The organism is Actinoallomurus sp. NBC_01490 (genome assembly GCF_036227085.1).
In the GTDB taxonomy this organism is placed as follows: Bacteria; Actinomycetota; Actinomycetes; order Streptosporangiales; family Streptosporangiaceae; genus Actinoallomurus; species Actinoallomurus oryzae.
On record NZ_CP109433.1, the window covers coordinates 74,238 to 100,486 of the forward strand.

Here is a 26,249-nt window from a genome sequence, read left to right on the forward strand (position 1 = left end):
CGCCGCCAACTCCCCTGCATCTCCGGATGTACGCGCCATGTAGCGCGTAGCCGGACGCGTTCGCGAGGTTTCCTCCGGTTGAGTGAGACCGGCCGGTATCGGCTGGCCGCACACGACCTGGAGGGCTTCCGTTGAGCACACTGTCGCTCGCCCGGCTGCTGTTCGCGATCACGGCGGGCACGCACTTCCTGTTCGTCTCGCTGACGCTCGGGCTCGCCGCGCTCGTCGCGATCATGCAGACGCGGGCGGTCGTCACGGGCGACACGGTGCGGCTGCGGATGGTGCGCTACTGGGGCCAGCTCTATGTGATCAACTACGCGGTCGGGATCGTGACCGGGCTGCTCATGGAGTTCCAGTTCGGGCTGAACTGGCCGGGTCTGACCGATCACGCGCAGGACGTGTTCGGAGCGCCGCTCGCGCTGGAGACGCTCGTCGCGTTCTTCGTCGAGGCCACGTTCCTCGGCCTGTGGATCTTCGGCTGGGACCGGCTGAACCGCTACGCGCACCTCGCGGTGTTCTGGGGCGTGACGCTCACCGCGTACATCTCCGCATACTTCATCCTGGTCGCGAACGGCTTCCTGCGGCATCCCGTCGGCTTCCTCCGCGTGGGCGGCGAGCTGCGCGTCGACAGCGCGGCCGACCTGTTCACCAATCCGGCCGCGCTGCTGCCGCTCGCGCACATCACCGCCGGGGCATTCCTGGTCGCCGGGTTCTTCATGGCCGGGGTCAGCGCCTGGCACCTGCGGCGCGCCGGTCTCGGCGCGCCGGTGGACCCGGAGTTCTTCCGGCGCTCGCTGCGGATCGGGCTCGTCTCCGCCGTCGTCGCCGTGGTGCCGTCGGCCGTGTTCGGGGGCCTGCAGTTCTCCATCGTGCCGGGGTCGGAGGACAAGTCCGTGCTCAGCGGGATCGCCAGCGAACTGATGATGACGGCCTGGCTGTGGATGTTCTGGGTCGCGGTCGCGGCGCTGGTCAAGCTGCCGTTCACCGGGTGGCTGCTGCGCGGGCGGGCGTTCCTGCGCGCGGTGATGATGACCCTCCCGGTGCCGTACGTCGCGATGATGGCCGGCTGGATCTACCGCGAGGGTGCCCGGCAGCCGTGGCTGATCCGGGGAGTGCTGCGCACCGAGGACGCCGTACGGCCGATGGGGCACGGCGCGATGCTGGCCACGACGGTCGGCGTCAGCGCGCTGTTCGCCGTCCTGGCGGTCGTGAACATCGTCCTGCTGCGGCGGTTCGCCCGGCGCGGACCCGACGCGGTCACGCTGGGCGCCCCCGCGCCGGCCGAGGGCCTCGAGCCCGTTCCCTCCTTCTGAGACTCCGGAGCTGTTTTCCGTGGACACCTTCGCGTACGCGCTGCTCGGCTTCTTCGGCATCGGCTACTTCGTGCTGGGCGGCGCCGACATCGGCGTCGGCATGCTGCTGCCCTTCCTCGGCCGCGACCGGCGGCTGACGCTCGCGGCGATCGCGCCGTTCTTCCTCGGCAACGAGGTGTGGCTGGTCGCCACGGGCGGCCTGCTGACCGCGCTCTTCCCGGGCCTGGAGGCCGAGGTGTTCGGCCGGGTCTGGGGAGCGCTCGTCGTGCTGGTCGCGGGCTGGATCGTCCGCGACATGGGCCTGTGGCTGCGCGGCCGGGACGACGGCGCGGCCTGGCGCGCGTTCTGGGACGGGGCGACCGTGGCGGGAAGCTGGGCGGTCGCGGCGTCGTGGGGCGTCGCGGTCGGGCTGCTCATGGGCGGCGGGGCACCGCTGTTCGCGGTGACGTCGTGCGGACTGTTCGCGCTGCACGGGGCGGTCTTCGCGGCGCTGCGGCTCGGCACCCGCACGCCGCTCGCCCGCCGCATCGCGCCGGCCGCGCTGGTGGCCGGGGTGCCCTGCGCGCTCGGCGCCGGGGCCGACCACCTCGGACGTACCGCGCCGTACGCGGCCGGGCTCGCCCTGCTGCTGGTGCTGGCGTGGGCCGCGCTGGGGGCCGGGCGGTACGGCGCGGCGCTGGTGTCCTCCGGGCTCGCCATCGTCGTCGTGCCGCTGCTCGCGGCGGTGAACCTGCCGGACGCCACCGTCGCCGAAGGCGCCGGGCTGACCGCGACCGTGGCGGGGGTCATGCTTCCCCTGCTGGTCGCCGCGCAGGCGTGGGTGTGGTGGACGTTCCGCGGCCGGGTCGACGGGCCCTCGTACCTTTGACGTACGTGCTGCTCGCGCTCGCCCAGGGCCTCCTCGTGGTGGCCCAGGCCGACCTGCTGTCCCGGGTCCTGGCCGGGAGCGCCCTGCTGCTGCCGCTCGCCGCGGTCGTCGCCGGACGTGCCGCGCTCACGCTCGGCCAGGGCACGGTGTGCGGGTGGACCGCCGCGCGGCGCAAACGTGCGCTGCGCGGGCGGCTCCTGTCGTGGGGCGCCGACGTCACGCTGCTGGGCCGTGGCCTGGACGCCCTGGACCCGTACTACGCCGGCTACCTGCCCCAGCGGTACGCCGCCGCGGTGGTGCCCGTCGCCGTGCTCCTACGGCTGGTGGTCGCGGACCCGGCGTCGGCGCTGATCGTGGCGGTGACGCTGCCGCTGATCCCGGTCTTCGGGGCGCTCGTCGGCCTGCACACGCGGCAGGCGACCGAACGGCAGTGGGGCCTGCTCCACCGGCTCGGCGGGCACTTCCTCGACGTCGTGACCGGACTGGGGACCCTGCGCGCGTACGGCAGGGACCGGGCGCAGGCCGAGGTGGTGCGCGCGATGGCCGACGGCCACCGGAGGGCGACCCTGCGGACGCTGCGGATCGCGTTCCTGTCCTCGTTCGTGCTGGAGACCGCCGCCACGCTGTCGGTCGCGCTCGTCGCGGTGCCCGCCGGGCTGCGTCTCCTCGACGGTTCGCTGGACCTGCGGACGGCGTTGCTCGTGCTGCTGCTCGCGCCCGAGGCGTACCTGCCGCTGCGGTCGCTCGGCACCCGTTTCCACGCCGCCGCCGAGGGACGCGCGGTGCTCGGCCAGGTCGAGGCGGCACTCGCCGAGGACGGCCCTTCACCGGGTGCCGTACGGGTCCGGCCGGGGCGGATCGCGGTGGAGGACGTCGTCGTGCGTTACGCGGACGGCCGCGCGCCGGCGCTGGACGGTTTCTCGCTGACCGTGGAACCCGGAGAGCGCGTGGCACTCACCGGGCCGAGCGGCGCGGGCAAGAGCACGCTGCTGCGGGCCGTGCTCGGCTTCGCTCCTCTGGAGTCCGGCCGGATCCTCGTGGACGGGGTCGACCTCGCCGAACTCGACCTGCCCGCGTGGCGGCGGCACGTGGCGTACGTGCCGCAGGCGCCGCACCTGTTCGCCGGGACGGTCGCCGACAACATCCGGCTCGGCCGCCCGGACGCGAGCGACGCCGAGGTCCGCCGGGCCGCCGAGGCCGCGTGCGCGCACGAGTTCGTCGCGGCGCTGCCGGACGGGTACGACACTGAGCTGGGCGAACGCGGGCTCGGGCTGTCCGCCGGGCAGCGGCAGCGCATCGCGATCGCCCGCGCCCATCTCATGGACGCGCCGATCGTCGTGATGGACGAACCCACGGCCCGGCTCGACCTGCGCGGCGAGGCACTCGTCGCCGAGGCCGCACGGCGGCTCCTCGACGGGCGCACCGCGCTGCTCGTGGCGCACCGGCCGGCGCTGCTGTCGGTCGCCGACCGCGTCGTCCACCTGACCTCACGCGAGGTGGCCGCGTGATCGCCCAGCTGATCGGCAGGAGACGGCTCGCCGCGCTGGTCTGGGCGGCGACCGCCGGCGTGGGCGGAGAGCTGTCCGCGCTCGGGCTGACCGCCGGCGCCGCCTGGCTCATCGCACGGGCCGGGCAGCAGCCGCCGCTGTCCGCGCTGGCCCTTGCCATCGTGGGTGTACGGGCGTTCGCCCTGTTCCGCGGCGGTCTGCGGTACGTCGAGCGCCTCACCGGCCACGACGCCGCCCTCCGCGTCCTCGCCGACCTGCGGGTACGCGCGTACGAGGCACTACGCCGCTCCGCCGACCCGTCGCTGAACGAGACGGCTCCCGGTGGGCGGGACGCGGACCTCGTCCAGCGGATGGTCGCCGATGTTGAGTCCGTGCAGGACCTGCTGCTGCGCTGTCTGCTGCCGACGGTGGTCTCCTGGGCCGTAGGGCTCGCCGCGGTCGTGCTGAGTGTCGTGCTGCTGCCGGCCGCCGGGGCGGTGCTCGCCGCCGGGATCGTCCTTGCCGGAGCGGCTCTGCCTGCCGTGGCGGGCCTCGCGTCCCGCGCGGGTGCGCGGAGAGTCGCCGCGGCCCGCTCCGACCTGGCCGTACGCGGGCTGGACGTGGCGCGCGGCGCGACCGACCTGGCGGCGTTCGGCGCGACGGAGCGGTTCGTCGCGCGCGCGGACGAGGCCGCCGCGCGGCTGGAGCGCGCCGAACGCCGGTCCGCGGTGGTCGAGGCGACCGTGAACGCCCTGGGCGCCGCCGTACAGGGCCTGACCGCGCTCGCCGTGCTGTGGGTCGCCCGGCGCCAGGGCGCGGACGCCGTTGCGGTCACGGTGCTCACGCTGACCGCGCTCGTCGCGGTGGAGTCCGTCCTGCCGCTGGCGGACGCCGCGCGGCGGTTCGTCGAGCTGCGTCCCGCCGCCCGCCGCGTCACCGCCCTCCTCGCCTCCGCGCCACCGGAACCTGCCGCGCTTTCCGGGCGCGGCGCTCGCCGTCGACCGGTTCCCGCGCGGCCCGGGGTCGAGCTCGTCGGTGTGCGCGTCGCGTACGGGGAGGCGGTGGCGCTCGACGGCGTTGACCTGCGTGTTCCCTTCGGGCGCAAGGTGGCGATCGTGGGGGCGAGTGGGGCGGGGAAGAGCACGCTGCTCGGTGTCCTCACCGGAGAGACGCGGGCGCGCGGAGCAGTGCTGCTCGGCGGTGCGCCGCTGGACGCCTACGACGCGGCGGACGTCCGGGCGGCCGTGCGCGGGCTGACGCAGGACGCGCATGTGTTCGCCGCCTCGATCCGGGCCAATGTCGCGCTCGCGCGGCCCGGCGCCTCCGCCGCCGAGCTGGAGGATGCCGCGCGCCGTGCCGGGCTGCTCGGCTGGATCACCTCACTGCCGGACGGCTGGGACACTCTCGTGGCGAACGACCTGCTCTCGGGCGGCCAGCGTCAGCGGCTGCTGCTCGCCCGCGCGCTGCTCGCCGATCCGCCGGTGCTGCTGCTGGACGAGCCGGCGGAGGGGCTGGACCTGCCGACGGCCGACCGGCTCGTCACCGAGATGCTCGGTGACGAGCGGACGGTCGTCCTCGTCACGCACCGCCTCGCTCCCCTGAAGGCGGCCGACGAAGTCGTGGTCCTCGACCGTGGCAGGGTCCTTCAGCGCGGTCCCCACGACGCGCTGGCCGCTGTGGCCGGGCCCTACCGTGACCTGTGGGAGGCCGAACGCCTCCACACGGATCACTCGGCCGGCGTGAAGACCTGGTGAATGATGCCGCGGCGGTGCCGGCCGTGGTACGACGTGTCCGCCTCGCTCGCCGGGTCGAGCTTGGCGAGGTACTCGCTCTCGGCGTCGATGAGACGCTCGAGCTCACCACGGTCGAGGAAGACCCCCTGGCAGCCCCCGCACTCCTCGATCACCACGCCGTTGCGGTCGTGTGTGTCCCACTTTCCTGAGCATTTCGGGCAGTTCAACCCCGTGTCAGCCATCGTTCGGCTCCCCTGACTACGAATCGTGCGATTCAGCAAGATTAGTGACCATGGCGGCCACAGGGAATCGCCATTTCAAGGACGGATGCGGGACAGCAGTGGCCGGAGTGACCGGCGGCCGGACCGCCGGGAGACGGCGCCGACGCGGCGGCGGCGCATCACCGTCAGCCCCGCGACGAGCCAGAGCAGCCCGGCCTCGGTGACCACCGCGATGGCCACCAGCGTCGCCCAGGACGTGCGTCCGGCCTGCATCGCTCCGGCCGGGGAGAGCGTGTCGAGTTCGGAGACGCCGTTGTGGGAGGGCCGTGGCGCGGTGCGGGGCGTCGCCGTCTGCGGTGCGGGAAGGGTGGGCAGCGGCAGCGCCGGACCGCCGACCGGCGGAATCGCCGCCGGCGGGACCCCGGCAGGCGACGCGGGAGCCTCCGGACCCGCCGAAACGTGCGGGATGGCCGCCGCTCCCGCTCCCGCTCCCGCTCCCGCACCCGGCGTCGCGTCGGCGTGCGGCGCCGCCGACGAGGGCGTGGCGGAAGCGGTCGACGGGTGCGCCGACTGGGGCGCCGGTCTGGGTGCGGGGCGCGCCGGGCGTACGCGGCGAGGCGAGACGACCGCGGCCGACCACGGCACCTGGACCTCGGGCGAGACGGGCACGGCGGGCGAGACGGGCACGGCGGGCGAGACCGGCGCGGCGGGCGAGACCGGCGCGGCGGGCGAGACGGGCACGGAGGGGGCGGCGGAGAAGGACGGCGACGGCTCGGGCGACACGTCGGCCGCGGACGCCTCCGGGGCCGGCGACGCCTGCGGCTCCTGGGAAGCGTCCGTGGCGAACGAGGGCGACGGATCGGGTTCCCTGACGCGGTGCGCCATCCGCGGGGCGGCAGGGTGCGTGACCCGCAGGGCGGCAGGGTGCATCACCTGCGGGGCGGCAGGACGCGCGGCTCGCAGGGCGGCGGGGTGCACCACCCGCATCGCGGCGGGGTGGGTGACGCCGAGCGACGCGGTGACCGAGGGAGCGTTCGCCGCGCCGGCCTGCGCGACGACGGGCACCTGGGCAGAATCGCCCTGTCCGGGCCGGGCGGCGACGCGCAGCGTGCGGGAGCGCTGTGGGCTCAGGTCGCCCAGGTCGCAGGCCAGGGCGGTGCGGTCGGCGCTGGACAGGCAGCCCGGCGCCGCGGCCGTCCAGGCGGCCGGGGCGAACGTGCTGAGCACGAGCGTCGCCGCGTGCGCCGTGCCGCCCACCGGGCGCACCGACACCGCGAAGCGGGTGCCGTCCGGCGCGGGGCCCAGGGCCTGGATCGAGGTCACGAGGTGAACGGTGGGCGTCGCGACCGAGGCGCCGCCATCGAGCAGGGCAGGGCCCATCATCGCGCCGGCCGTGCTCATCGTCGTGGCGAGCAGCGCGCCGGATGTCACCTTCATCGCGGGACGTCCCCCAGGGTCGAGCCGGGCGGCCTCGGAGGGGACGGGCAGCGTGTGCGCCCGCAAGGCGAGTCGTTACGTCTTATAGCCGGGTCACCACGCATTGTAACCTGCGGGGCTCTCCCTGCTGTTTCGCCTGATGAAAGGTTCCTTTCGTAGGATGCCGTCAGCGGGAGAGGAGAAGCCGGTGGCGGGGGATGACACGGGAGCGCGGGCCACGTCCGGCGTGCGCTCGCTGGAGCGGGCGTTCGAACTGCTCGAACACCTCGCCGACGCGGGCGGCCGGCTGGCCCTGACCGAGCTGGCGGAGACCTCCGGGCTGCCGATGCCGACCATCTACCGGCTGATGCGCACGCTGGTCAACCGGGGATACGTCCGCCAGGAGCCGTCCAAGCGGTACGCCCTCGGCCCCCGCCTCATCCACCTCGGCGAGACGGCGGAGCGGCTGCTGGGCTCCTGGGCGCAGTCCTCGCTGGCACAGCTCGTGGACGAGGTCGGCGAGACGGCCAACATGGCGGTGCTCGAGGGCGATGAGGTGGTCTACGTCGCCCAGGTGCCCTCCAAGCACTCGATGCGCATGTTCACCGAGGTCGGCCGCCGCGTGAACCCTCACTGCACCGGTGTCGGCAAGGCCCTGCTCGCCCAGCTCTCCGACGCGGTGGCCGGCGAGATCATCGGCCGTACGGGCCTGCCCGCGCACACGCCGCACACCATCACCGACCCGGCGGCGCTGCTGAAGGAGCTGGCCACGATCCGCCGGCGCGGCTACGCCCTCGACGACGAGGAGCAGGAGATCGGCGTGCGCTGCGTCGCCGTACCCCTCACCGGCACGCCGACCCTGGCCGCGATCTCGATCTCCGGCCCGCAGGGCCGGCTGCCACTCAACGTCATCGACGACGTCGTGCCGATCATGCGCCGCACGGCCGGACGCCTGTCGGAGAGCCTCTCGGCGTAAGACCCCGGCGCGACGCCCATCCCCACCGAGGCCGCCGGTCCAGGGTGGGGTACAAGTGATCTCATGGACAATTTGACCGTTGCCGTACTGGGAACCGGGATCATGGGCGAGCCCATCGCCCGTAACCTGCTGCGCGCCGGCCTGGGCGTACGGGTCTGGAACCGTACGCGCGCCAAGGCCGAGCCCCTCGCCGAAGCCGGCGCGGACGTGTGCGGCGAGGCCGCTGAGGCGGCCGACGGCGCGGACGTGGTCGTGACCATGCTGCACGACGGCGACGCCGTCGAGCAGGTCATCGCGGGCGTGCTGCCCGCGATGGAGGAGGACGCGGTCTGGGTGCAGATGAGCACCGTCGGCGCCGAGGCCGCCGACCGGCTGGCCGAGCTCGCCCGCTCGCGCGACGTGCCGTACGTCGACTCGCCCGTGCTCGGCACCCGCAAGCCCGCCGAGGACGGCGCCCTGGTGGTGCTGGCCTCCGGCCCGCGCGACGAGCGCGTCGACCGCATCTTCGAGGCGATCGGGTCCCGCACGATGTGGATCGGTGCGGGCACCGAGGCGTCCCGGCTCAAGCTCGTCGCCAACAGCTGGGTCCTCGCCCTGACCTCGGCGGTCGGCGAGGCGGTGGCGCTCGCGGAGGCGTTCGGCCTGGACCCGCGTCTGTTCCTTCAGGCGATCGAGGGTGGCCTGATGGACACGCCGTACGCGCACCTCAAGGGCGAGGCGATCATCAAGCGGGAGTTTCCGGCGTCCTTCCCGGCGAGCGGCGCCGCCAAGGACGCGAGCCTGGTCGCGGCGGCCGGCCGCGCCGCCGGGGCGAACCCGCGGATCGCCGACGGCGTACGCGAGCAGTTCCGCCGCACCGTCGAGCTGGGCCACGGCGAGGAGGACATGGCCGCCGTCTACTACGCGGCGCGCCGCAGCTCCGGTACCGGCGAATAAGGCACCTACCGAATGCCGCTGATCGGGAGAATGGTGACCTAGCGGAACCTCAGGGCATCTGGCCGCGTCCCACCTGTCCAACCGACGGGGGAGCCAACATGACTGTATCCACCCAGCAGGTCACCAGACCGGACGCGACAGAACTCCATGTCGGAAGGCTCGGGGACGCGAAGGTACGCGTGTCGCTGGACCCGTACCTGTCCGTGCTTGCCCTCACGACCGACGCCCTCGGCGGACGCCGGCGGGGCGCGCCCGAGTCGTGGCGGCGGCGCATCCGCTCGGCCGTCTCGCCGGCGCAGGCCCAGGCGGTGTGGCCGCTCGTGGCGCCGGGGCACTCGGTCACGCCCGACTGCGTGAGCCCGCTCAGCCCCATCTTCGAGACGTCGGTCGACGAGCAGATCGAGCGGCTGCGGGACCTCTCGCCCGACGAGCTGCTCGCCGACCTCGACGGCGTCTTCGGCCGCTCCGGGCCGCCCCCGCACTGGCGTACGGTCGCCCGGCAGCCCCGGCACTGGCTGCGCGCGTACGCCTCCGCGACGAGTCAGGTCTGGGCGGCGATGCGGCCGGTGTGGCGGGACGCGCGCCCGCTGCTGGACCGCGAGGTCGCACGCGTGGGCGCGGCGGCGATGCGCGGCCGGCTCGACGTGATCCTCGGCGGCATCCACCCGAGCAGCCGGTTCGAGGACGGCGTGCTGAAGATCCGCGACCCCGAACCCGCCCGGTTCGACCTGGCCGGACGCCCGCTGGTGCTGGTGCCGATGGTCTCCGGCGGCGACGCGCTGATCTGCAGCCTCGACCGGCCGGACGCGGTGTGGCTCGGCTACCCGCTGCCGGGCGCGGGGCGGCTGTTCCGAGGCGAACCCGCGCAGGAGGGCGGCAACGCCCTCGAACTCCTGCTCGGGCCGGTCCGCGCGCAGGTGCTGACGGCGGTGTCCCGGCCGGTCACCATGGGCGAGCTGGCCACTCTGACCAGGCTCACTCCCAGCGCGGTCACGTACCACTGCGAACGCCTCGCCGCCGCAGGCCTCGTACGACGGGAACGGCACGGCCGGGAGGTCCGGGTGTCGCTCACCCCGCGCGCCGAACGGCTGACCGAACTCTTCGACGCATAACGCTGGCGGGGTCCGACTTTACGTGTTACGAAGATATGTAAAGCCCGGCGTTCGCGGGAGGTTTCCCCCATGACGATGCGTGATCGCTATACGACCCCGATCCCGGAGACGACGTGGCAGGTGCCCGTCGCGGGGGCCGCCCGGTTCAACTGGGAGTACGACGACGGCCGCGACCGGCTGCTGTCGCTCTACCAGAAGGGCAAGGACAAGCAGTGGGACGCCCAGAAGCGCATCGACTGGGACATCCCCGTCGACACGAACAACGTCGCCGGCTTCCCCGAGGAGCTCAACCCGCTGGCCGGCTCGGACCTGTGGGAGCGCATGCCGCAGGAGGCGCGCGATGAGTTCGGCCGCCACCAGGGCACCTGGCTGTTCAGCCAGTTCCTGCACGGTGAGCAGGGCGCGCTGACGGTCGCCGCGCGCATCGTGGAGTCGGTGCCCGACATGGACTCGAAGTTCTACGCCGCGACCCAGGTCATGGACGAGGCCCGCCACGTCGAGCTGTACAACAAGTTCATCCAGGACAAGATCGGGATGTACTACCCGATCAACCAGGACCTGGCCAAGCTCCTGGAGGAGTCGCTGTCCGACGGCCGCTGGGACCTGCCCTACCTCGGCATGCAGGTGCTCATCGAGGGCCTGGCGCTCGCCGCCTTCGGCGTCTACCGCGACATGTCCACCAACCCGCTCGTCAAGCAGCTTCTCGCGTACGTCATGCAGGACGAGGCGCGGCACGTGGCGTTCGGACGGCTGGCGCTCAAGGACTACTACGCGCAGCTGAGCTCCAAGGAGCGCGCCGAGCGCGAGGAGTTCGTCGTCGAGGGCTGTTACCTCATGCGCGACCGGTTCAAGGGCAAGGAGATCTTCGAGACGCTCGACATGCCGGTCAAGGAGTGCATGGACCTCGTCGACAACGGGCCGATCTACCAGCTCTACCAGTCGCTGCTGTTCACCCGCATCGTCCCGTGCGTCCGCGACATCGGGCTGTGGGGCGACAAGGTGAAGCAGGCCTACGCCGACATGGGCGTGCTCGACCACGCCAAGGCCGACCTGGTCCAGCTCATGAAGCAGGACGAGGACATCGCCGAAGAGGTCGACCGGGCCAAGGCCGAACAGGAGCTGGCCGTACGCCGCGAGGAGGTCCACGAGGCCATCGCCCAGGGATCCGAGGACTGACCGCGGGCACCGCGACCCGGTGGGGGTCGCGGTGCCCGGCCGTACGGTCGGTCAGGGCTGCTTGCCCGGACCGTCGACGACACCGATGCGGGTCTGCGCCGACCACTGCACGACCTCGCCCTTGCGGCTGCGCAGCTCGCCGTCGATGCCACGGCTGACGTGATCCTTGATCACGACCGACCGTTCCCCCAGGTAGCGGTAGGTCTTCGGGTCGAGGATGAGCTCGTCCCGCAGGTAGCCCTCCTCGACGACCGCGAACGCGACTCCGGCACGGCCGGCCGCGTCGGTGGCCTGGCGGACCAGCTGGACGCCCTGCAGGCGCGGCAGCACCTGGAAGATCGCGGCCTGCACCTTCGGCGGGATGAGCCCGTCGCGCATGAACACGCCGATGTTGCTGAACACCGCCAGGTCGCGAGAGCCCAGGGGTTCGTCGGCCGACGCGCGCAGTGTGGCGAGCAGCCGGTCCGGGTCGGTGGGCAGGCCGCTGAGATAGGCGTAGTCAGATCGAGGATCGGCGGGGAGAAGCTTGTCGATCCTCAGCTTGCCGCTCGCTTCGATCGTCGCCTGCCGTAGCCCGTCGGCGCGGGTCCACTGTGCCGTGGTGCGCCGCCGGTGCGTGGCGACCGGGCCGTTCGGCTCGGCGCGGTCGGCGAGGGGTGCGCTTCGCGTCTGGATGTAGATCCACTGTCCGGGCGTGGGCGCGGTGAACGACCAGGCTTCAGCGGCGTGTGCGGCGCGGTCACCCAGTTCGGCGACGTTGGCGACCGGCGTCGCCGGCAACGTGGATCCCGGGTGCACGTGGCCGGCACGGTCTCCGGTGTTCACGACGGTGACGGCTGCGGCGGCCGCCGCCGCGAGTCCTCCGGCGACGGCGATGCCCAGCAGCCGGCGGCGCCCGAGAACGCCGCGCCGGGTATGAGCCGGCGTCCCCCGCCGCTCCGCCTCGGCGGCGGTGAGCAGCCGCGCGCGGGCGCGGCGATCGGTCTCGGCGGTCATCGGCGGGGTTTCGCTGCGCAGCTCGGCGAGCAGCTCCAGGTCGTCCATCATCGTCCCTCCTCGATCAGGTCGGTGGCGTCGGCGAGTGCCTCGCGTGTCTTCTTGCGCGCCCGGTGGATGCGGGAGCGCACCGTCCCCGCCGGCACGTCCAAGGCCTCGGCGATCTCCTCATAACTCAGGCCGCCCCAGGCGAGCAGCAGCAGCGCGTCGCGGTCGCGCGGTGCCAGCCCGGCGAGCGCGGCCGCGAGGGCCCGCTGTCGCGACTGGGCGGTGACGCGCGCCACGACGGCGTTGTCCATCGGCTCGGGCAGCGGGTCGATACCGGTCCGTTGCAGTGCCCGGTACATCCGTTCCTCCTCGCGCTGGTGCCGGGCCAGGAGGTTGGTGGCGATCCCGTAGAGCCACGGGCGGGCCATCCGGCGGCTCGTGTCGTAGAAGCTGCGCCGGCGGAACGCGGCCAGGAACGTCTCGGCGACGATGTCGTCGGCGTGCCCGGTGCCCACTCTGCGAGCCGCGTAGCGATGGATGTCGGCGGCGTACCGGTCGTACAGGGTCGCGAAGATCTCCGGGTCCCGGTGGGACTCCACGATCAGCTCCGCGTCGTCGCACTCCCGGTCACCGACCGGACGGGCCGCCATCATGCGGGACTTCCTTGGGCCATCTCATGCCTTCCGGCTCGAAGCGAGTTGTCATCCCCTGTCTCCCGAACCGGCCGAATGGGTTCACGCCGACACTTCACCGCATTGTGGCTGCGGCGGGTAATACGATCACTGGCTGCGTGCCAATACGCCGTGAGATGGGGCACAAAAACCAGCGCCTTGTACGTGACCATGCCCCTCGGACCCCTAGTGTCGGGGACTTGTGCGCGGGGCCTGGACGGCTCGCGCCGATCGGGGACTGACGGTTCTGCCGCCGGGACCCGATGTCCTGTCCCCGACCAAAGGACCCCTTTGTGGGTAGATCCGGCCGACATCGTCAGACTGAGACACCGAAGAGACTCCGTACCGCTCTCATCGCCGCCGCCGGGCTCGCCGCGGTCGCGCTCGCCGCGATCACTGTCGCGGTGACCGGGGCCGGCTCCTCATCGGCGCAGATGAAGGCCCGCGCCGCCGCGGCCGACCCGCCGCGGCCGCTCGATCGGGCGAGCCGCGACCAGGACCGCACGCCGATCGCCTCGCCGACACCGGAGCCCAGCGACACCCCGGCACCGGCACCGGCCGCCAAGAAGAAGCGCCACACCAAGATCCTCGCGCACGGCACCTGCGACGCGTCCTACTACGGCACGGACGGAGGTCGGACCGCGAGCGGAGAGTCGATCGGCCCGGACGACCTCACCGCGGCGCACCGGTCGCTGCCGATCGGCTCGAAGGTCCGGGTGACCAACCGCAACAACGACCGTTCGGTGATCGTGCGGATCAACGACCGGGGCCCGTTCGTCGCCGGGCGCTGCCTGGACCTGTCCAGCGCGGCGATGCAGGCGGTGGGCGGCCTCGCCTCGGGGGTCATCCCGGTCAAGTACGAGGTCCTCGCGAAAGTCTGAGCGGAATCCCAAGGATTCCCCGGACCACACCAAGAAATGATCTAGAAAACGGAATGCGAGCGTTCGCGGGCGGTCGACTCCTTCCCCCAAAGAAGTCCCGACCCGCGAACGCTCGCCTTCCTGCGGCCTGGACGGGTACAGATCCAAGGCCCCTGGGAACGGCCTTCGCGTCGCGTCCCCCGTTGAATCCCCCAATTCATCGCGACGCGCCAGGCCTTTTTGTTGGTCTGTGGTCCTGCAACCACTACGTTACGTAGCCCACGAGGGTGCAGCCGTCCACCCCAGGGTGACACTTCGCCGTACAACCACGGTTGACCTGCGGGTTTGCTGGTTCGTGGGGTTCACTGGGTGGTGGGCCGAGGTTTGGCGAGGCAGGCCCGGACCAAGGAACAGACTGTGGCTGCGAAGGGGCGACCTTGAGGGCCAAACGGCTGGTCACCCCTGCCGACGTACTTTTGTCGGCCGGGGTCTTCGCCGTGTATCTACCCTATCTACACGGGCGTGGGCATAGCGTGCCAGCACTCATTCTCTCCGCGCTGGCCGCAGGGGCACTGCTGGCGCGAAAGCGTTTCCCCATTCCCACCGTCATCGTCTGTCTCGTCGTCTCGGGTTTCATCGGCGTACTCCTGCGACGCAGCTATCCCGCGACTCCCGCCGACCTCGTCGCTCTCTACGCGGTCGGCCGTTACTGCGTGCGCGGGTGGGCGCTGATCACGGCGATCGCCACCCTGGTCGTCGGGTTCGTCGTCGCGGAGGTCTCCGAGCGGATCCCCTCCTACAACTACGAGAACCTCGGCACCCTCGCGACCGTCCCGCTGGCCGTGCTCGCCGGGGCGTGGGTGCGGACCCAGCGCACGTACGTCCTGGGCGCGGAGGAGCGCGCCGAACGGGCCGAACGCGAGCGCGAGGACGAGGCGCGCCGGCGGGTCACCGAGGAGCGCCTGCGCATCGCCCGTGAGCTGCACGACATCGTGGGGCACGCGCTGATGTCGATCAGCGTGACGTCCTCGGTCAGCGCCCGGTTCGTCGAGGAGGATCCCAAGGCGGGCCGCGAGGCGCTGGAGACGATCAACAGCGTCAGCAACTCGGCTCTGGGAGAGATCCGCAGGACGCTGAGCCTGTTGCGCGGCACCGCAGAGCCGCTGAAGCGTCCCGGTCTCGGCCTGGACGACCTGCCCGACCTGGTGCAGCAGAGCCGGGCGGCCGGTCTGCCAGTGACCCTGCACGAGTCGGGGCGGCGCTGCGCGGTGCCGGCGATCGTCGGGTTCACCGTGTACCGGATCGTCCAGGAGAGCCTCACCAACGTCAAACGCCACGCCCGCGACGTCGTGAAGGTCGCGGTGACGCTCACCTTCACCCCGGACAGCCTCGACGTCGCGGTCACCAATGACGGCAAGCCGGTCGAGATGAGTGATCAGGCCTCGTACGGCCTGGGTATTCAGGGCATGCGCGAGCGCGTCGCCGCCACCGGCGGGCGTCTCAACACCACGGCACTGCCGGGCGGCGGCTTCCGCGTGCACGCCCGCCTGCCTTTGAAGGAGTCCCGTCCATGACGATCCGTGTCCTGCTGGCCGACGATCAGACGACCGTACGCGCCGGCTTCAAGCTCCTCATCGACTCGACCGAGGACATGCACGTGGTCGCCGAGGCCGCCGACGGCAAGGCGGCCGTCGAAGGCGCGCGGGCGACGTCGCCGGACGTCATCCTCATGGACATCCGGATGCCCGGGATGGACGGCATCGAGGCGACCCGCCGCATCACCGACGACCCGGCGCTACGCGGCGCTCACGTGCTGATCCTCACCACGTTCGAGCACGACGACTACATCTTCGGCGCGCTGCGGGCGGGCGCGGCCGGCTTCCTGCTCAAGGACACCGCGCCCGACGAGCTGCTGGACGCGATCCGGGTGGTCGCCTCCGGCGAGGGTCTGCTGGGCCGTGGCCTGACGGGCCGGGTGATCAGGGAGTTCGCCGCGCAGCCCGCACCCGCCGAGCCGACGCCGGAGCTGGACATCCTCAGCGAACGCGAGCGCGAGGTGCTCAAGCAGATCGCCGCCGGCCTCACCAACGAGGAGATCGCGGGCGCGCTGCACCTCAGCCCGGCGACCGCCAAGACGTACGTGCACCGGATCATGACCAAGCTCCAGGCCCGCGACCGCGTCCAGCTCGTGATCTTCGCCTACGACAAGGGTCTCGTACGGCCGCGGCCGCAGGAGCGCTGAGCACTTTCGCGGGGATGACATAGCCCCGACCACCTTCGCGCGTCTGATGTAGGGACAGACCCGGAGGTGGCGATGGACGCGACGGTCGAGCGTGACTTTCGTGAGTTCGTGGAGGCGCGGTCGCCTTCGCTGATGCGCATGGCCTTCCTGCTCACCGGGGGTGACCAGCACGCCGCCGAGGACCTGCTGCAGACGGCGCTCGCCAAGGTGGCGGCGCGCTGGCGGTCCGTCGACAGCCCGGAGAAATACGTCCGGCAGGTGATCTACCGCCAGCAGGTGAGCTGGTGGCGGCTCAAGTGGCACCGGCACGAGACCAACGTCGCCGTGCCTCCCGACGAGGCGCGCGAGGACGGCACGTCCGCGGTGGACCTGAAGATGACCGTACGGGCGGCGCTGGCGCGGCTGACGCCCCGGCAGCGCGCCATGCTCGTGCTCCGGTTCTTCGAGGACCTGCCCGAGGCGGAGGTCGCCCGGCTGCTCGACTGCAGCGTCGGCACCGTCCGCAGCACCACCCACCGGTCGCTCGCGCGCCTGCGTGCCGTGGCCCCCGAGCTGGAAGAGACCTTGAAGGAGGTCCGGCAGTGAACACCGAGACCTACGTACGGAAGGTCCTCGACGAGTGGTCCGCCGAGGCACGGGTGCCACCCGGGCTCGCCGACCGGGCGCTGGGCCGGCGCCGCGCCGGGCGGCGGATGACGAAGGCGGTGCTGGTCGCCGCGGCGGTGATGGCGCTCATCGTCGTCGCCGGAGTGACGGTCGGGGTCCAGATCGGACCGCGTCCGACGACGGCACGTCCCAGGCCCACGGACACCTCGCTGCGGACCGATCCGAACGACGCGCCGCCCCAGCGTCTCGTCGCCGCCGGTCAGGTCGCCGTCTCCGCCTACTACGTCGGTCACGGCGACCCGCGCAAGTTCACCCGCACCTGGTACCTCTACAACACCTCCACCGGCACGTACCAGAAGGTGCCCTGGGGATGGGTCGACGTGGCGCCAGGCCTGCGGCAGGCGGCCGTGCTCGACGGTCCGCTGCCCACGACGCGCCTCGGCCTCGTCAACATGAAGACGCACCGGGTCACCCGCTGGATCACGCTCCGCGCGGCGGCGGGCGGGCTGGCGTGGTCGCCGGACGGGCGGCGGCTGCTCGTGACGACGTACGCACGGAACCCCGACGCCATGGGCGCGCCCGGGACCGGCGCCCGTACCGGGTTCATCGTCGTCGACGCCAAGACCGGCGAGGCGCACTTCCACAGCCTGCTCTACGACCCCGAGAACCCTAACACGCGGCAGGACTTCGGCTGGAGCCGCGACGGGAAGCTGATCTGGGCGCCGCGCCTGCAGGTGCCGAGCAAGTTCTTCTACGACCTGAACGGTGCGCAGCGGCCCGCACCGCCGCACGAGGACCAGACGCTCCAGCAGGCCGGCCTGTCGCCGAACGGCCGCTACCTCGCCACCGATGGCACGCCGCCGGGCCCGCAGACGGCGGTGACGGACGTGACGACGGGCCGGAAGGTCGCCACCCAGCCGGTCGAACAGCTCCTGGCCTGGGCCGACGACACCCATCTGATCGCCAAGGGCTGCGACCTTAAGAAGTGCCGTGGCAAGGGGGAGTTCCACAACCGGCTGGTCCTGGTCAGCGTCGACGGCAAGACGATCATCCCGCTGACCGGCTACCGGAACGGCGGCTGGGTCCCCCTGTTCACCCACCGGTGAGCCACCCCCGGTCCCGTGGTACGAGCGAAGTCACGGGACCGGGGATGACAAATGTCATCGTGAAGCCGGTATTCGCGACACTACGCGTCTGAGCTGCGCGAACCTAGCGTTGTTCCCATGAACGCGATCACTTTCACGGGTGTGTCGAAGAGCTACGGCGACGTCCGCGCCGTCGAGACTCTGGACCTGGAGATCGCCGCGGGACAGGCCGTCGCGCTGCTGGGTCCCAACGGCGCCGGCAAGTCCACCTCCATCAACATGCTCCTCGGCCTCGCGCGGCCCACGGCCGGGACGGTCGCCGTCTTCGGCCAGAGCCCGGACGCGGCCGTGCGCGCCGGGTGGGTCGGCGCGATGCCGCAGGACGGCGCCCTCGTTCCGGGGCTGACCGTACGGGAGATCGTCGAGTTCGTCCGTGGCCTGTACCCCGAGCCGATGCCGCTCGATGAGGTGCTCTCGCTGGCGAACCTCACGCCCCTGGCCAAGCGCCGCGTCGACCAGCTGTCCGGCGGGCAGGCCCAGCGGGTGAAGTTCGCGATCGCCGTCGCGGGCGCGCCCCGGCTGCTGGTGCTGGACGAACCGACCGCGGCCATGGACGTCGAGTCCCGGCGGTCGTTCTGGGCGAGCATGCGCGCGTACGCGGCGGGCGGCCGGACCATCCTGTTCGCCACGCACTACCTGGAGGAGGCGGACGAGAACGCCGACCGGGTCATCGTGATCAGCCGCGGCCGGGTCGTCGCCGACGGGACCGCCCAGGAGATCAAGTCCGCCACCGGCGGCCGTACGGTGCGCTTCACGATCGGCGACCGGCCGACGGCCGGGCTCGACACGCTCCCCGGCGTGACCGGCATCGAGGTACGCGCCGGCTCCGTCCGGCTGCGCACCACCGACCCCGACGCGACCGTACGGGCGCTGTACGCCTCCGGCGTCGAGGTGCGGGACCTGGAGGTCAAGGGCGCCGACCTGGAAGAGGCGTTCCTGTCCCTCACCGGCGAAAACTGAACCTCCCTCGGGAAGAAGGAACCCCTCCGATGCTTCGCTACCTGCTGCTGGAGATCCGGCGGACCGCCCGCGACCGGCGCTTCGTGTTCTTCACCGTCGCCCTCCCAGTCGGCTTCTACCTGCTGTGGTCGAACATCTTCACCAAGGGCGGCGACCTCGACAGCGACACCGGCCTGGACGCCAAGACGTACCTGCTGGTCTCGATGGCCGCCTTCGGCGCCCTCGGCGCGTCGCTGACCACGACCGGCGCGCGGCTCGCCGCCGAACGCCAGAGCGGCTGGCTGCGGCAGCTCCAGGTCACTCCGCTGCGACCGTGGGCCGTGATCACCGCGAAGGTGCTCGCCTCGATGTGCCTGGCGCTCCCGGCGATCGTCATGGTCGGGCTCGTCGCGGTGCTGACCAAGCACGTGCACCTGTCGGCCGGAGAGTGGGCCGCGATGATCGGCGCGATGTGGATCGGCACGCTCCCGTTCGCCGCGCTCGGCACCCTGATCGGCTCGGTCGTCGGCGCGGACGCCGCGCAGCCGCTCACCGTCCTCTGCTACATGGGCCTGGCCGTCCTCGGCGGCATGTGGATGTCGGTGAGCATCCTGCCCAGGACGATGCGGGCCATCGCGCACTGGACGCCGTCCAACCGGTTCGCCGACCTCGGCTGGAGCATCGCCGCCGGGCACACCCCGCCCGCGTCGGACGCTCTCATCCTGGCCGGCTGGACCGTGGTCCTCGGGGGCCTTGCGACAGTGGCCTACCGCCGCGCTACCGTTCGATCCTGATGAGCGCCCTGGTGCCGTTCGATCCTGAGGAGCCGTCCGCCGCGCACGCGAAGCGGCGGGCGCTCTGGACCTCGCTCGGCCTGGTCTACCTGTTCGTGTGGCCGGCCGGCTCGATCTTCGGGCACGGCCACACGACCGTCGACGTCGTCGTGCGGGTCGCGGCGCTGCTCTCCTACATCGCCTGCTTCATCGGCCTCGTGGTGACGAACAACCCGTGGACCGGCGGCACCAACCGGGTCACGTACGTCCTGCTCGGCGTCACGACCGCGCTGGCGATCGGGTACCCGCTCCTGTTCGGAGGCGAGTGGTGCGGGCTGCCGATCTACCTCGGCGTGGCGTACGCCATGACGCTTCCGATGCGGTGGGCGGCGCGCGGTGTGCTGGCCGCGACCGTACTGACCTTCGTCCTGTGCGCCTCGCTCGGCGCCTCCGGCGGCACGCTGGCGCTGCTGACGTTCGAGACGCTGACGATCGGGCTGATGATGATGGCCTTCCGCGCCAGCCGGATGCTCGTCGTCCAGCTCCGGGAGGCACGCGGCGAGGTCGCCCGCCTCGCCGCGAACGAGGAGCGGCTGCGCATCGCCCGCGACCTGCACGACCTGCTCGGCCACACGCTCTCGCTGATCGTGCTCAAGAGCGAGGTGGCCACCCGGCTGGCCGAACGCGACCTGGACCGCAGCGTCGCCGAGATCCACGACATCGAGACGGTGGCCCGGCAGGCGCTCGCCGACGTACGCGAGGCGATCTCCGGCTACCGCCAGCGCAACCTGACCGACGAGCTCGAGAACGCCCGCAGCGTGCTGGCCGCCGACGACGTCGAGCTGACCATCAAGGCCGCCGGCACTCCGCTGCCCGACCCGGTCGACGGCCTGTTCGGCTGGGCCGTGCGCGAGGGCGTCACCAACATCGTCCGGCACGCGCACGCCCACACCGCCACGATCAGCGTCCGGCGGCAGGACGCCACGGCCGTCCTGGAGATCGTCGACGACGGCGCGGGTGAGGCCGCGACCGGTGAGACGCCGGCCGGCAACGGGCTGCGCGGCCTGAGCGAGCGCGTCACGGCCTCGGGCGGCACCGTCGACGCCGGGCCCCGCCCGGACGGCGGCTTCCGCCTGACCGTACGCGCCCCGCTGACGGCCCCGGCCCCGCGCGAGCCTGCCGAAGAATCCGCCTGATGCCGTGTCGTCCCCTAAAGTCGCTGCTGTGATCCGGGTGGTGCTCGCCGAGGACCAGGGCATGGTGCGGGGTGCGCTCGCGACCCTGCTGAACCTCGAGGACGACATCGAGGTGGTCGGCGAGGCGGCCGACGGCGACGAGGCCCTCGCGGTGGCCGCGCGCACGCGGCCCGACGTCGCACTCCTCGACATCGAGATGCCGGGCAAGGACGGCATCACCACCGCCGCGTCGCTGCGCGAGGCGCTGCCCGACTGCCGGATCGTCATCCTCACGACGTTCGGCCGGCCGGGCTACCTGCGCCGCGCGATGGAGGCGGGCGCGTCGGCGTTCCTGGTCAAGGACAGCCCGGCGCAGGAACTCGCGGCGGCGATCCGCCGCGTGCTCGCGGGCGAACGGGTCATCGACCCGGCCCTGGCCGCCGCCGCGCTGAGCGCCGGCCCCAACCCGCTGTCCCCGCGCGAACGCGACGTCCTCGCCGCCTCGGCCGACGGCTCCACGATCGGCGACGTCGCCGTACGCCTCCACCTGTCGGAGGGGACGGTGCGCAACTACCTGTCCTCGGCGATCCGCAAGACCTCCGCCCGCAACCGCATCGAGGCCGTCCAGACCGCCCAGCGCCAGGGCTGGCTCTGATCACCCGCCCCGGCGACAGACTCTCTCGCCCGCTCAGATGTGGCAGGCCTTACTCTCGGTGAGGTCGTTGAACCGGGCGAGCATCCGGCCCAGCACCCGTACGTCCTCCGCCGGCCAGGTGGCGAGCATCGCGTGGAAGCGGTTCTGCCGGGCGACGCGGGCGGTCTCCACCCTCCGGCGCCCCTCATCGGTGAGGACCAGCAGGTGGGCGCGGCCGTCGTCGGGGTCGGGCCGGCGCTCGATCAGGCCGAGCTGTTCGAGCACCTTCACCTGCCGACTGATGGTGGCCTTGCCGACGCCGAAATAGTCGGCCAGATCGCTGGGGCGCGAGCGGGCGCAGTCGTGCATGCCGATGAGCAGTCCGTACGCCGCGGGCTCGAGTTCGGGGTGCACCTCGCGTGCCACCTCGGTGGACAGCGCCCGCGCGCGACGGAACAGCACGCCGAGCTCGTGCTCGACCGCCTGGTACGCCTCGTGTTCGCGGCGGGCCGTGGTTCTTGCCGTCATCGTTCCTCCACCTGCCCTCATACCACCGGTATGGGTCCGCCGGACCGCCCCTGTGGTCGGCGGTCCGGCGGACTCATGTCATTCGGCGGGGTGGCCGAGCCACAGGTCGTGTGCGTCGCCGCCCTGGCCGGTCAGGTCGATCCCGCTCGCCACCAGCGGGTACCCGGTGGCCGTGACGGTGTACTGACCGCCCGTCAGGCCGGTGAAGGCGTACTCTCCGTCGGGGCCGGTGGTCGTGACGCCGACGACGTTCCCGGCCGCGTCGAGCAGCGTGACGCGTGCGTCGGGAATCGGGCCGCGGCCCTCGGCTCGGATCGTGCCGCGCACCTGCATGCCCGGCAGGAGTTCGACCTCCTGGCGGGTCTGGCCGCCGCCGACCTCGACCGGCATGGCGGCCGGGCGGTACGTGGTGGCGCTGACCGCGAGCGTGTAGACGCCGGGGGCCACCGCCGGGAAGAGGAAGCCACCGGCGGCATCGGTCGTGCCACCGGCGACGACCTCACCGCGTGCGTCCGTGACGACGACCATCGCGCCCTCGATGGGGGTGCCGTCCACGCTGCGGACGAGCCCGGCCAGCCCGCCGGAACCGTTGAGCGTCACGTCGAAGTCGACCGGCTGGTCGCCGACCACGAGGGTCGCGGCCTGCGGGTCGTGGTCGCCCGCCGCGGCGATCAGCACGTAGGTGCCGCTACCGGGAGCAGGCAGGGCGTACCGCCCGTCGGCGCCGGTGGTCGCGCGGCCGATCTGGTGGCCGCTGACGTCGATCAGCGTGAGCACGGCGTGGGGCACCGGAGCACCGCCGTTGCGGACGAGACCGCGGATCGTGCGGCCGGCAGGAGGCTGCCCCATCTCGGCCGAGGCGTACGCCTGCATCGGCGCGGTGACCTGGCCGTTGGCCGGGACCGGGTTGCGCACGGCGGCGGAGACCAGCTGAGGCTCCCGGTGCTGGGCGTGCCGGCCGCGCGCCGAGGCGTCGGTCACGGGCACCGAGGGGGCCGCGCCGGTCGGCGGCTCCTGGGCGTTGGACGTGCGCAGCGGCACCTCCTTGATGAACAGGATCACGATCACCGCGATCAGCACGCACGGTGCTGCGTACAGGAAGACGTTGGCGATGCCGTGACCGTAGGCGTCCTGGACGACCTTGCGGACCGGGGCGGGAAGGGCGGACAGCTTCGGGACCGAGCTACCGGTTCCGGAGGAGTGCACGCCAATGCGCGCTAGGCCGTCCATCATGTAGTGGGTGATCCGGTTGCCCAGCACGGCACCGAGCGCGGAGACGCCGATCGCGCCGCCGAGCGAGCGGAAGAAGGAGACGGTCGAGCTGGCCACTCCCAACTCGTGCGGCCGCACCTGGTTCTGTACGCACAGCACCAGGTTCTGCATGGTCATGCCCAGACCCGCCCCGACGCAGAACATGAAGATCGCGACGTGCCAGTAGGCGGTGTCGTAGCGCATCGTGCTCAGCAGGGCGTAGCCGACGGTCATCAACGAGGCGCCGAACACCAGGATGTTCTTCCAGCGTCCCGTGGTGGTGACGATGCGGCCGGAGACCGTGGAGGCCACGGCCAGGCCGCCGATCATCGGCAGGGTCATGAGGCCCGCCTTCGTCGGTGAGTCGCCGCGGGCCAGCTGGAAGTACTGGCTGAGGAACGTCGTCGCACCGAACATCGCGACACCGACGAAGAGGCTCGCCAGCGTGGAGAGGGACAGCGTGCGGATGCGGAACAGGCGCAACGGCACGATCGGCTCGCTCGCGAAGGTCTCCGCCACGACGAACAGCACCGCCAGGACGACCGCGCCGCCGATCATCACGGCGGTCTGCCACGACAGCCAGTCGTACTTGGAACCGGCGAAGGAGACCCAGATCAGCAGCAGAGCGGCCGCGCCGGAGAACAGCGTCGCGCCGAGCCAGTCGATCTTGACCTTGCGCTTGGTCATCGGCAGGTGAAGGGTCTTCTGCAGGACGATCAGCGCGATGACGGCGAACGGCACGCCGACGTAGAAGCACCACCGCCAGCCGAGCCAGGAGGTGTCGACGATGACACCGCCGATGAGCGGGCCGCCGACGGTCGCCAGGGCGAAGACCGCACCCATGTAGCCGGAGTAGCGACCACGTTCGCGTGGCGGGATCATCACCGCCAGGATCACCTGAACCAGGGCGCTGAGCCCGCCGGCACCGAGGCCCTGAATGACCCGGGCCGTGATGAGCATCGCGGGGTTGTGCGCCTGACCGGCGATGGCCGAGCCGACGACGAAGATCGCCAGGGCGAGCTGGATCAGGAGTTTCTTGCTCACCAGGTCGGCGAGCTTGCCCCAGATCGGGGTCGTGATCGTCATCGAGAGCAGCGTCCCGGTGATCACCCAGGTGTAGGTGGTCTGGCTCGCGTGCAGATCGGCGATGATCGTCGGCAGCGCGTTCGACACGACGGTGGACGACAGGATCGTCACGAACAGGCCGAGCAGCAGCCCGGACAGAGCTTCCATGATCTGCCGATGGGACATCGGGACACCTGAATCCGGTGCCGCCGCCCGCACCTCGGCCGGCGCTGCGGTTGCCATCAAACTCCTTTCCGCCCGAAGAGTCCGGGGGTGGGGACGGTGTTCGCTACGTGGCGGCTGCTCGCGTGAGCCCGGCGAGGAGGCCGGAGAGCTCAGCGACGCGCCTGCCGGCAACCGACGGTCCGACGGTGGGTCCTGATCACCACTTCCGGTCGGCCCGGCCGCGTGAGCGGCGCGCGGCATCCGTCCTCTGATGCCCCGGCGACCACACGGCTTTTGGTTGCCTGAGGCAAGTATCCATCATTTGGTTGCCGGAAGCAACTTTATTTCGCCGCCGACGCCGGGTGTCTCGGTGACCAGGCGCGTCAGAAGCCGCGGACGCGGGTGAGGTGGATGCGGATCGGGACCGAGAACCTCTCCGCGAAGCTCACGGCGTCACCGAACCGCGCGTCGATGGCCTCGCCGTACTTCTCCAGCCACGCGGGGTTGTCGGGCACCGCCGGGTGGTCGTCCAGGATTTCGGCGGTGCCGGTGAGCACGACGATGTCGTCGCCGCCGTTACCGTCGAAGTTGAGCGAGACCCGCGGCTGCCGCCGGATGTTCGCGAGCCGCCGGGCGTTCGCCTGACTGTAGATCAGCACGCTGTCCCCGCCGTCCCAGAGGAACCCGACGGGGTTCGGCTGCGGGGTGCCGTCCCGGCCGACGGTCGTCAGCCAGATCGCCATCTCCTCGGTAAGCCGCCGATGAACGCGCTCGCCGTACGCGGTGGCCCGATCAGGGATCACTTCACTCACCACGAGCCGAGGCTACCGGGGCACTATGAACCCCGTATTCCTGAATGACCCGAATGGCGAGAGGTGTCGAGGTCGATGCCGGCGATCGCTGCCCCTCAGCCGAGACCGAGGGGCAGCGCGACCTTACGCCGTGACGACGGCCACCTCGACGCATTCGCCCTCTGCGTTGCTTCGGCTGCTCTTTCGCCAGTCAACGCATGTCGGGTTCGAACTCTTCACTGCCTGAACTCCCTTGCCGCCTCATGGAGAACACCCATGCTTCGCGCCTCGTCGAACGCCGACGACCAGATGGCCTCGAACGCCGCGTCGTAGCGATCTACCTCGTTGGGTTTGTCGAGGTACAAGGCGCCGATGAAGCCGTCCACGAATACGGTGGGCGGCTCGATGCACCGACCATCTCCTGTCGTCGGGAACCGCATCAGGACGAACGGCCCCGAGATGACCCCGTGATGCAGCCCTGCCTCGAAAGCAACCACACGGAGCGAAACGTTCGGGTACTTCGCCACCTCGATTAACCGCTCAAGCTGTGCCGCCATCACCTCCCGGCCACCGACCGGACGGCGGAGGACCGCCTCGTTGAATGCCGCTTTCACGATCGGAGCCGCCGTGATCCTTGTCAACAGCGACTGCCGGGCGATCCGCATTTCCGCACGCCGCTCGATCTCCTGATCGCTAGCGTCGGGAAGTCCCTCCCGAATCAGGGCCCGCGCATACTCCTTGGTCTGGAGAAGTCCCGGCACCAGTTCGGAGGTGTACCAGGCGAGTTGTGCCGCCGCGTCCTCCAGCCCTAGGTAGAGATCGAGGCTGTCGCGGATGACATCGCTGTAGGAGTGCCACCAGCCTCGGGCCTTGGTCTCCTTCGCCAGGGCCATCAGGGCCTCGGTGAGATTTGATGGGGCGCCGTAGACGCGGCACATGGCTTCGACGTCGAGGCTGCGGAGTGAGGTCTGGCCGGTCTCGATGCGCCAGAGCTTGGTCTCGGACCACTCCAGCTCGTCCGCTGCCGTTCTTACGGTGAGACGTGCCCGGTTGCGCAGTTCGCGTAGATGGCGACCGAGTTGTCTGCGGGGCACCGTCGAGCCCGTCGGTCCGTCCGTCATCAGATCCGCCTCTCACTCGCTATGGGGGATGTCTTTCATTCGATTTGAAAGCCTCGGAGCC

General features: G+C 71.7%; 26 protein-coding genes. 17 read left to right on the top strand and 9 right to left on the bottom strand.

The features are described 5' to 3' along the window. Window positions 1-131: 131 nt before the first annotated feature. Genes OG417_RS00325 through cydC form a run of 4 tightly spaced genes read left to right on the top strand, consistent with a single transcriptional unit; the run spans window position 132 to window position 5,422 of the window. The gene (locus OG417_RS00325; protein ID WP_329247949.1) at window positions 132-1,313 is read left to right on the top strand and encodes a cytochrome ubiquinol oxidase subunit I; all 1,182 of its coding nucleotides are present in this window, start codon (window positions 132-134) and stop codon (window positions 1,311-1,313) included. Between the two features lie 19 nt (window positions 1,314-1,332). Then, on the top strand, window positions 1,333-2,181 hold the full coding sequence (locus OG417_RS00330) for a cytochrome d ubiquinol oxidase subunit II (protein WP_329247951.1): 849 nt from the start codon (window positions 1,333-1,335) through the stop codon (window positions 2,179-2,181). Window positions 2,182-2,186: 5 nt separating this feature from the next. Then, window positions 2,187-3,689, top strand: a complete 1,503-nt coding sequence (gene cydD, locus OG417_RS00335) for a thiol reductant ABC exporter subunit CydD (RefSeq protein WP_329247954.1) — start codon at window positions 2,187-2,189, stop codon at window positions 3,687-3,689. Continuing rightward, window positions 3,686-5,422 (top strand): thiol reductant ABC exporter subunit CydC, encoded by a 1,737-nt coding sequence (cydC, locus tag OG417_RS00340; RefSeq protein WP_329247957.1) that lies wholly within the window; start codon window positions 3,686-3,688, stop codon window positions 5,420-5,422. The genes cydD and cydC overlap by 4 nt, the downstream gene beginning before the upstream one ends. On the opposite strand, the gene OG417_RS00345 is transcribed toward cydC, so the two are convergent. Together OG417_RS00345 and OG417_RS00350 are read right to left on the bottom strand one after the other, a co-directional pair. Continuing rightward, on the bottom strand, window positions 5,395-5,643 hold the full coding sequence (locus OG417_RS00345) for a TFIIB-type zinc ribbon-containing protein (RefSeq protein ID WP_329247959.1): 249 nt from the start codon (window positions 5,641-5,643) through the stop codon (window positions 5,395-5,397). The two genes, cydC and OG417_RS00345, sit on opposite strands and share 28 nt — an antisense overlap. Window positions 5,644-5,718: 75 nt before the next feature. After that, on the bottom strand, window positions 5,719-7,059 hold the full coding sequence (locus OG417_RS00350; protein ID WP_329247962.1) for a hypothetical protein: 1,341 nt from the start codon (window positions 7,057-7,059) through the stop codon (window positions 5,719-5,721). 226 nt (window positions 7,060-7,285) lie between these two features. On the opposite strand from OG417_RS00350, the gene OG417_RS00355 reads away from it, so the two are divergent. The 4 genes from OG417_RS00355 (at window position 7,286) to OG417_RS00370 (ending at window position 11,238) form a co-directional block, all read left to right on the top strand. After that, window positions 7,286-8,014 carry an IclR family transcriptional regulator gene (locus OG417_RS00355; RefSeq protein ID WP_442875734.1) on the top strand — a complete coding sequence of 243 codons (729 nt, stop codon included), beginning with the start codon at window positions 7,286-7,288 and terminating at the stop codon, window positions 8,012-8,014. Window positions 8,015-8,077: 63 nt separating this feature from the next. Continuing rightward, complete coding sequence (locus OG417_RS00360) at window positions 8,078-8,950, top strand: NAD(P)-dependent oxidoreductase (protein ID WP_329247967.1); 873 nt, start codon at window positions 8,078-8,080, stop codon at window positions 8,948-8,950. A 98-nt stretch (window positions 8,951-9,048) separates the two neighbouring features. After that, on the top strand, window positions 9,049-10,062 hold the full coding sequence (locus tag OG417_RS00365) for a MarR family winged helix-turn-helix transcriptional regulator (protein ID WP_329247969.1): 1,014 nt from the start codon (window positions 9,049-9,051) through the stop codon (window positions 10,060-10,062). A gap of 69 nt (window positions 10,063-10,131) precedes the next feature. Continuing rightward, window positions 10,132-11,238: a ferritin-like domain-containing protein gene (locus OG417_RS00370; protein WP_329247972.1), complete on the top strand. Its 1,107-nt coding sequence runs from the start codon at window positions 10,132-10,134 to the stop codon at window positions 11,236-11,238. 51 nt (window positions 11,239-11,289) lie between these two features. Here OG417_RS00370 and OG417_RS00375 read toward each other — a convergent pair whose 3' ends face one another. Together OG417_RS00375 and OG417_RS00380 are read right to left on the bottom strand one after the other, a co-directional pair. Beyond that, entirely contained in the window at window positions 11,290-12,285 is a 996-nt protein-coding gene (locus OG417_RS00375; RefSeq protein ID WP_329247977.1) for a CU044_5270 family protein, read from the bottom strand. Further along, entirely contained in the window at window positions 12,282-12,875 is a 594-nt protein-coding gene (locus tag OG417_RS00380) for an RNA polymerase sigma factor (RefSeq protein ID WP_329247980.1), read from the bottom strand. The genes OG417_RS00375 and OG417_RS00380 overlap by 4 nt, the downstream gene beginning before the upstream one ends. Window positions 12,876-13,186: 311 nt before the next feature. Here OG417_RS00380 and OG417_RS00385 point away from each other — a divergent pair, with 311 nt between their 5' ends. The 9 genes from OG417_RS00385 to OG417_RS00425 all read left to right on the top strand — a co-directional run bounded on the left by OG417_RS00385 (window position 13,187) and on the right by OG417_RS00425 (window position 21,288). Beyond that, entirely contained in the window at window positions 13,187-13,774 is a 588-nt protein-coding gene (locus tag OG417_RS00385) for a septal ring lytic transglycosylase RlpA family protein (RefSeq protein ID WP_329247982.1), read from the top strand. Window positions 13,775-14,190: 416 nt separating this feature from the next. Beyond that, complete coding sequence (locus OG417_RS00390; RefSeq protein ID WP_442875643.1) at window positions 14,191-15,327, top strand: sensor histidine kinase; 1,137 nt, start codon at window positions 14,191-14,193, stop codon at window positions 15,325-15,327. Then, a complete protein-coding gene (locus tag OG417_RS00395; RefSeq protein WP_329247988.1) occupies window positions 15,324-15,995 on the top strand; it encodes a response regulator transcription factor in 672 nt (223 codons plus the stop codon). Before OG417_RS00390 ends, OG417_RS00395 begins: the two co-directional genes overlap by 4 nt. Before the next feature lie 72 nt (window positions 15,996-16,067). Next, window positions 16,068-16,580 carry a SigE family RNA polymerase sigma factor gene (locus OG417_RS00400; protein WP_329247990.1) on the top strand — a complete coding sequence of 171 codons (513 nt, stop codon included), beginning with the start codon at window positions 16,068-16,070 and terminating at the stop codon, window positions 16,578-16,580. Continuing rightward, a complete protein-coding gene (locus tag OG417_RS00405) occupies window positions 16,577-17,707 on the top strand; it encodes a hypothetical protein (RefSeq protein ID WP_329247993.1) in 1,131 nt (376 codons plus the stop codon). The genes OG417_RS00400 and OG417_RS00405 overlap by 4 nt, the downstream gene beginning before the upstream one ends. A 117-nt stretch (window positions 17,708-17,824) precedes the next feature. Beyond that, a complete protein-coding gene (locus tag OG417_RS00410) occupies window positions 17,825-18,706 on the top strand; it encodes an ABC transporter ATP-binding protein (protein WP_329247995.1) in 882 nt (293 codons plus the stop codon). A 29-nt stretch (window positions 18,707-18,735) separates the two neighbouring features. Then, window positions 18,736-19,479 (top strand): ABC transporter permease, encoded by a 744-nt coding sequence (locus OG417_RS00415; protein WP_329247998.1) that lies wholly within the window; start codon window positions 18,736-18,738, stop codon window positions 19,477-19,479. After that, window positions 19,479-20,654: a sensor histidine kinase gene (locus OG417_RS00420; RefSeq protein WP_329248001.1), complete on the top strand. Its 1,176-nt coding sequence runs from the start codon at window positions 19,479-19,481 to the stop codon at window positions 20,652-20,654. The genes OG417_RS00415 and OG417_RS00420 overlap by 1 nt, the downstream gene beginning before the upstream one ends. A 28-nt stretch (window positions 20,655-20,682) precedes the next feature. Then, a complete protein-coding gene (locus OG417_RS00425; protein WP_329248004.1) occupies window positions 20,683-21,288 on the top strand; it encodes a response regulator transcription factor in 606 nt (201 codons plus the stop codon). A 33-nt stretch (window positions 21,289-21,321) separates the two neighbouring features. Here the strand turns inward: OG417_RS00425 and OG417_RS00430 are convergent, their stop codons facing one another. The 5 genes from OG417_RS00430 to OG417_RS00445 form a co-directional block, all read right to left on the bottom strand. After that, a complete protein-coding gene (locus tag OG417_RS00430; RefSeq protein WP_329248007.1) occupies window positions 21,322-21,795 on the bottom strand; it encodes a MarR family winged helix-turn-helix transcriptional regulator in 474 nt (157 codons plus the stop codon). A gap of 78 nt (window positions 21,796-21,873) precedes the next feature. After that, on the bottom strand, window positions 21,874-24,354 hold the full coding sequence (locus OG417_RS00435) for an MFS transporter (RefSeq protein ID WP_329248010.1): 2,481 nt from the start codon (window positions 24,352-24,354) through the stop codon (window positions 21,874-21,876). A gap of 305 nt (window positions 24,355-24,659) precedes the next feature. Then, the gene (locus OG417_RS00440) at window positions 24,660-25,091 is read right to left on the bottom strand and encodes a TIGR03667 family PPOX class F420-dependent oxidoreductase (RefSeq protein ID WP_329248013.1); all 432 of its coding nucleotides are present in this window, start codon (window positions 25,089-25,091) and stop codon (window positions 24,660-24,662) included. 120 nt (window positions 25,092-25,211) lie between these two features. Beyond that, window positions 25,212-25,307, bottom strand: a complete 96-nt coding sequence (locus tag OG417_RS54185) for a DUF397 domain-containing protein (protein ID WP_442875644.1) — start codon at window positions 25,305-25,307, stop codon at window positions 25,212-25,214. Continuing rightward, entirely contained in the window at window positions 25,304-26,188 is an 885-nt protein-coding gene (locus tag OG417_RS00445) for a helix-turn-helix domain-containing protein (protein ID WP_329248015.1), read from the bottom strand. Before OG417_RS00445 ends, OG417_RS54185 begins: the two co-directional genes overlap by 4 nt. Between the last annotated feature and the right edge of the window lie 61 nt (window positions 26,189-26,249).

What these genes read in the sequence shown, in the direction of transcription:
- OG417_RS00345 (WP_329247959.1), bottom strand. Translation starts at nt 5,643, where the DNA reads ATGGCTGACACGGGGTTGAACTGCCCGAAATGCTCAGGAAAGTGGGAC.
- OG417_RS00350 (WP_329247962.1), bottom strand. Translation starts at nt 7,059, where the DNA reads ATGAAGGTGACATCCGGCGCGCTGCTCGCCACGACGATGAGCACGGCC.
- OG417_RS00360 (WP_329247967.1), top strand. Translation starts at nt 8,078, where the DNA reads ATGGACAATTTGACCGTTGCCGTACTGGGAACCGGGATCATGGGCGAG.
- OG417_RS00365 (WP_329247969.1), top strand. Translation starts at nt 9,049, where the DNA reads ATGACTGTATCCACCCAGCAGGTCACCAGACCGGACGCGACAGAACTC.
- OG417_RS00370 (WP_329247972.1), top strand. Translation starts at nt 10,132, where the DNA reads ATGACGATGCGTGATCGCTATACGACCCCGATCCCGGAGACGACGTGG.
- OG417_RS00375 (WP_329247977.1), bottom strand. Translation starts at nt 12,285, where the DNA reads ATGATGGACGACCTGGAGCTGCTCGCCGAGCTGCGCAGCGAAACCCCG.
- OG417_RS00380 (WP_329247980.1), bottom strand. Translation starts at nt 12,875, where the DNA reads ATGATGGCGGCCCGTCCGGTCGGTGACCGGGAGTGCGACGACGCGGAG.
- OG417_RS00395 (WP_329247988.1), top strand. Translation starts at nt 15,324, where the DNA reads ATGACGATCCGTGTCCTGCTGGCCGACGATCAGACGACCGTACGCGCC.
- OG417_RS00400 (WP_329247990.1), top strand. Translation starts at nt 16,068, where the DNA reads ATGGACGCGACGGTCGAGCGTGACTTTCGTGAGTTCGTGGAGGCGCGG.
- OG417_RS00410 (WP_329247995.1), top strand. Translation starts at nt 17,825, where the DNA reads ATGAACGCGATCACTTTCACGGGTGTGTCGAAGAGCTACGGCGACGTC.
- OG417_RS00415 (WP_329247998.1), top strand. Translation starts at nt 18,736, where the DNA reads ATGCTTCGCTACCTGCTGCTGGAGATCCGGCGGACCGCCCGCGACCGG.
- OG417_RS00420 (WP_329248001.1), top strand. Translation starts at nt 19,479, where the DNA reads ATGAGCGCCCTGGTGCCGTTCGATCCTGAGGAGCCGTCCGCCGCGCAC.
- OG417_RS00430 (WP_329248007.1), bottom strand. Translation starts at nt 21,795, where the DNA reads ATGACGGCAAGAACCACGGCCCGCCGCGAACACGAGGCGTACCAGGCG.
- OG417_RS00435 (WP_329248010.1), bottom strand. Translation starts at nt 24,354, where the DNA reads ATGGCAACCGCAGCGCCGGCCGAGGTGCGGGCGGCGGCACCGGATTCA.
- OG417_RS00445 (WP_329248015.1), bottom strand. Translation starts at nt 26,188, where the DNA reads ATGACGGACGGACCGACGGGCTCGACGGTGCCCCGCAGACAACTCGGT.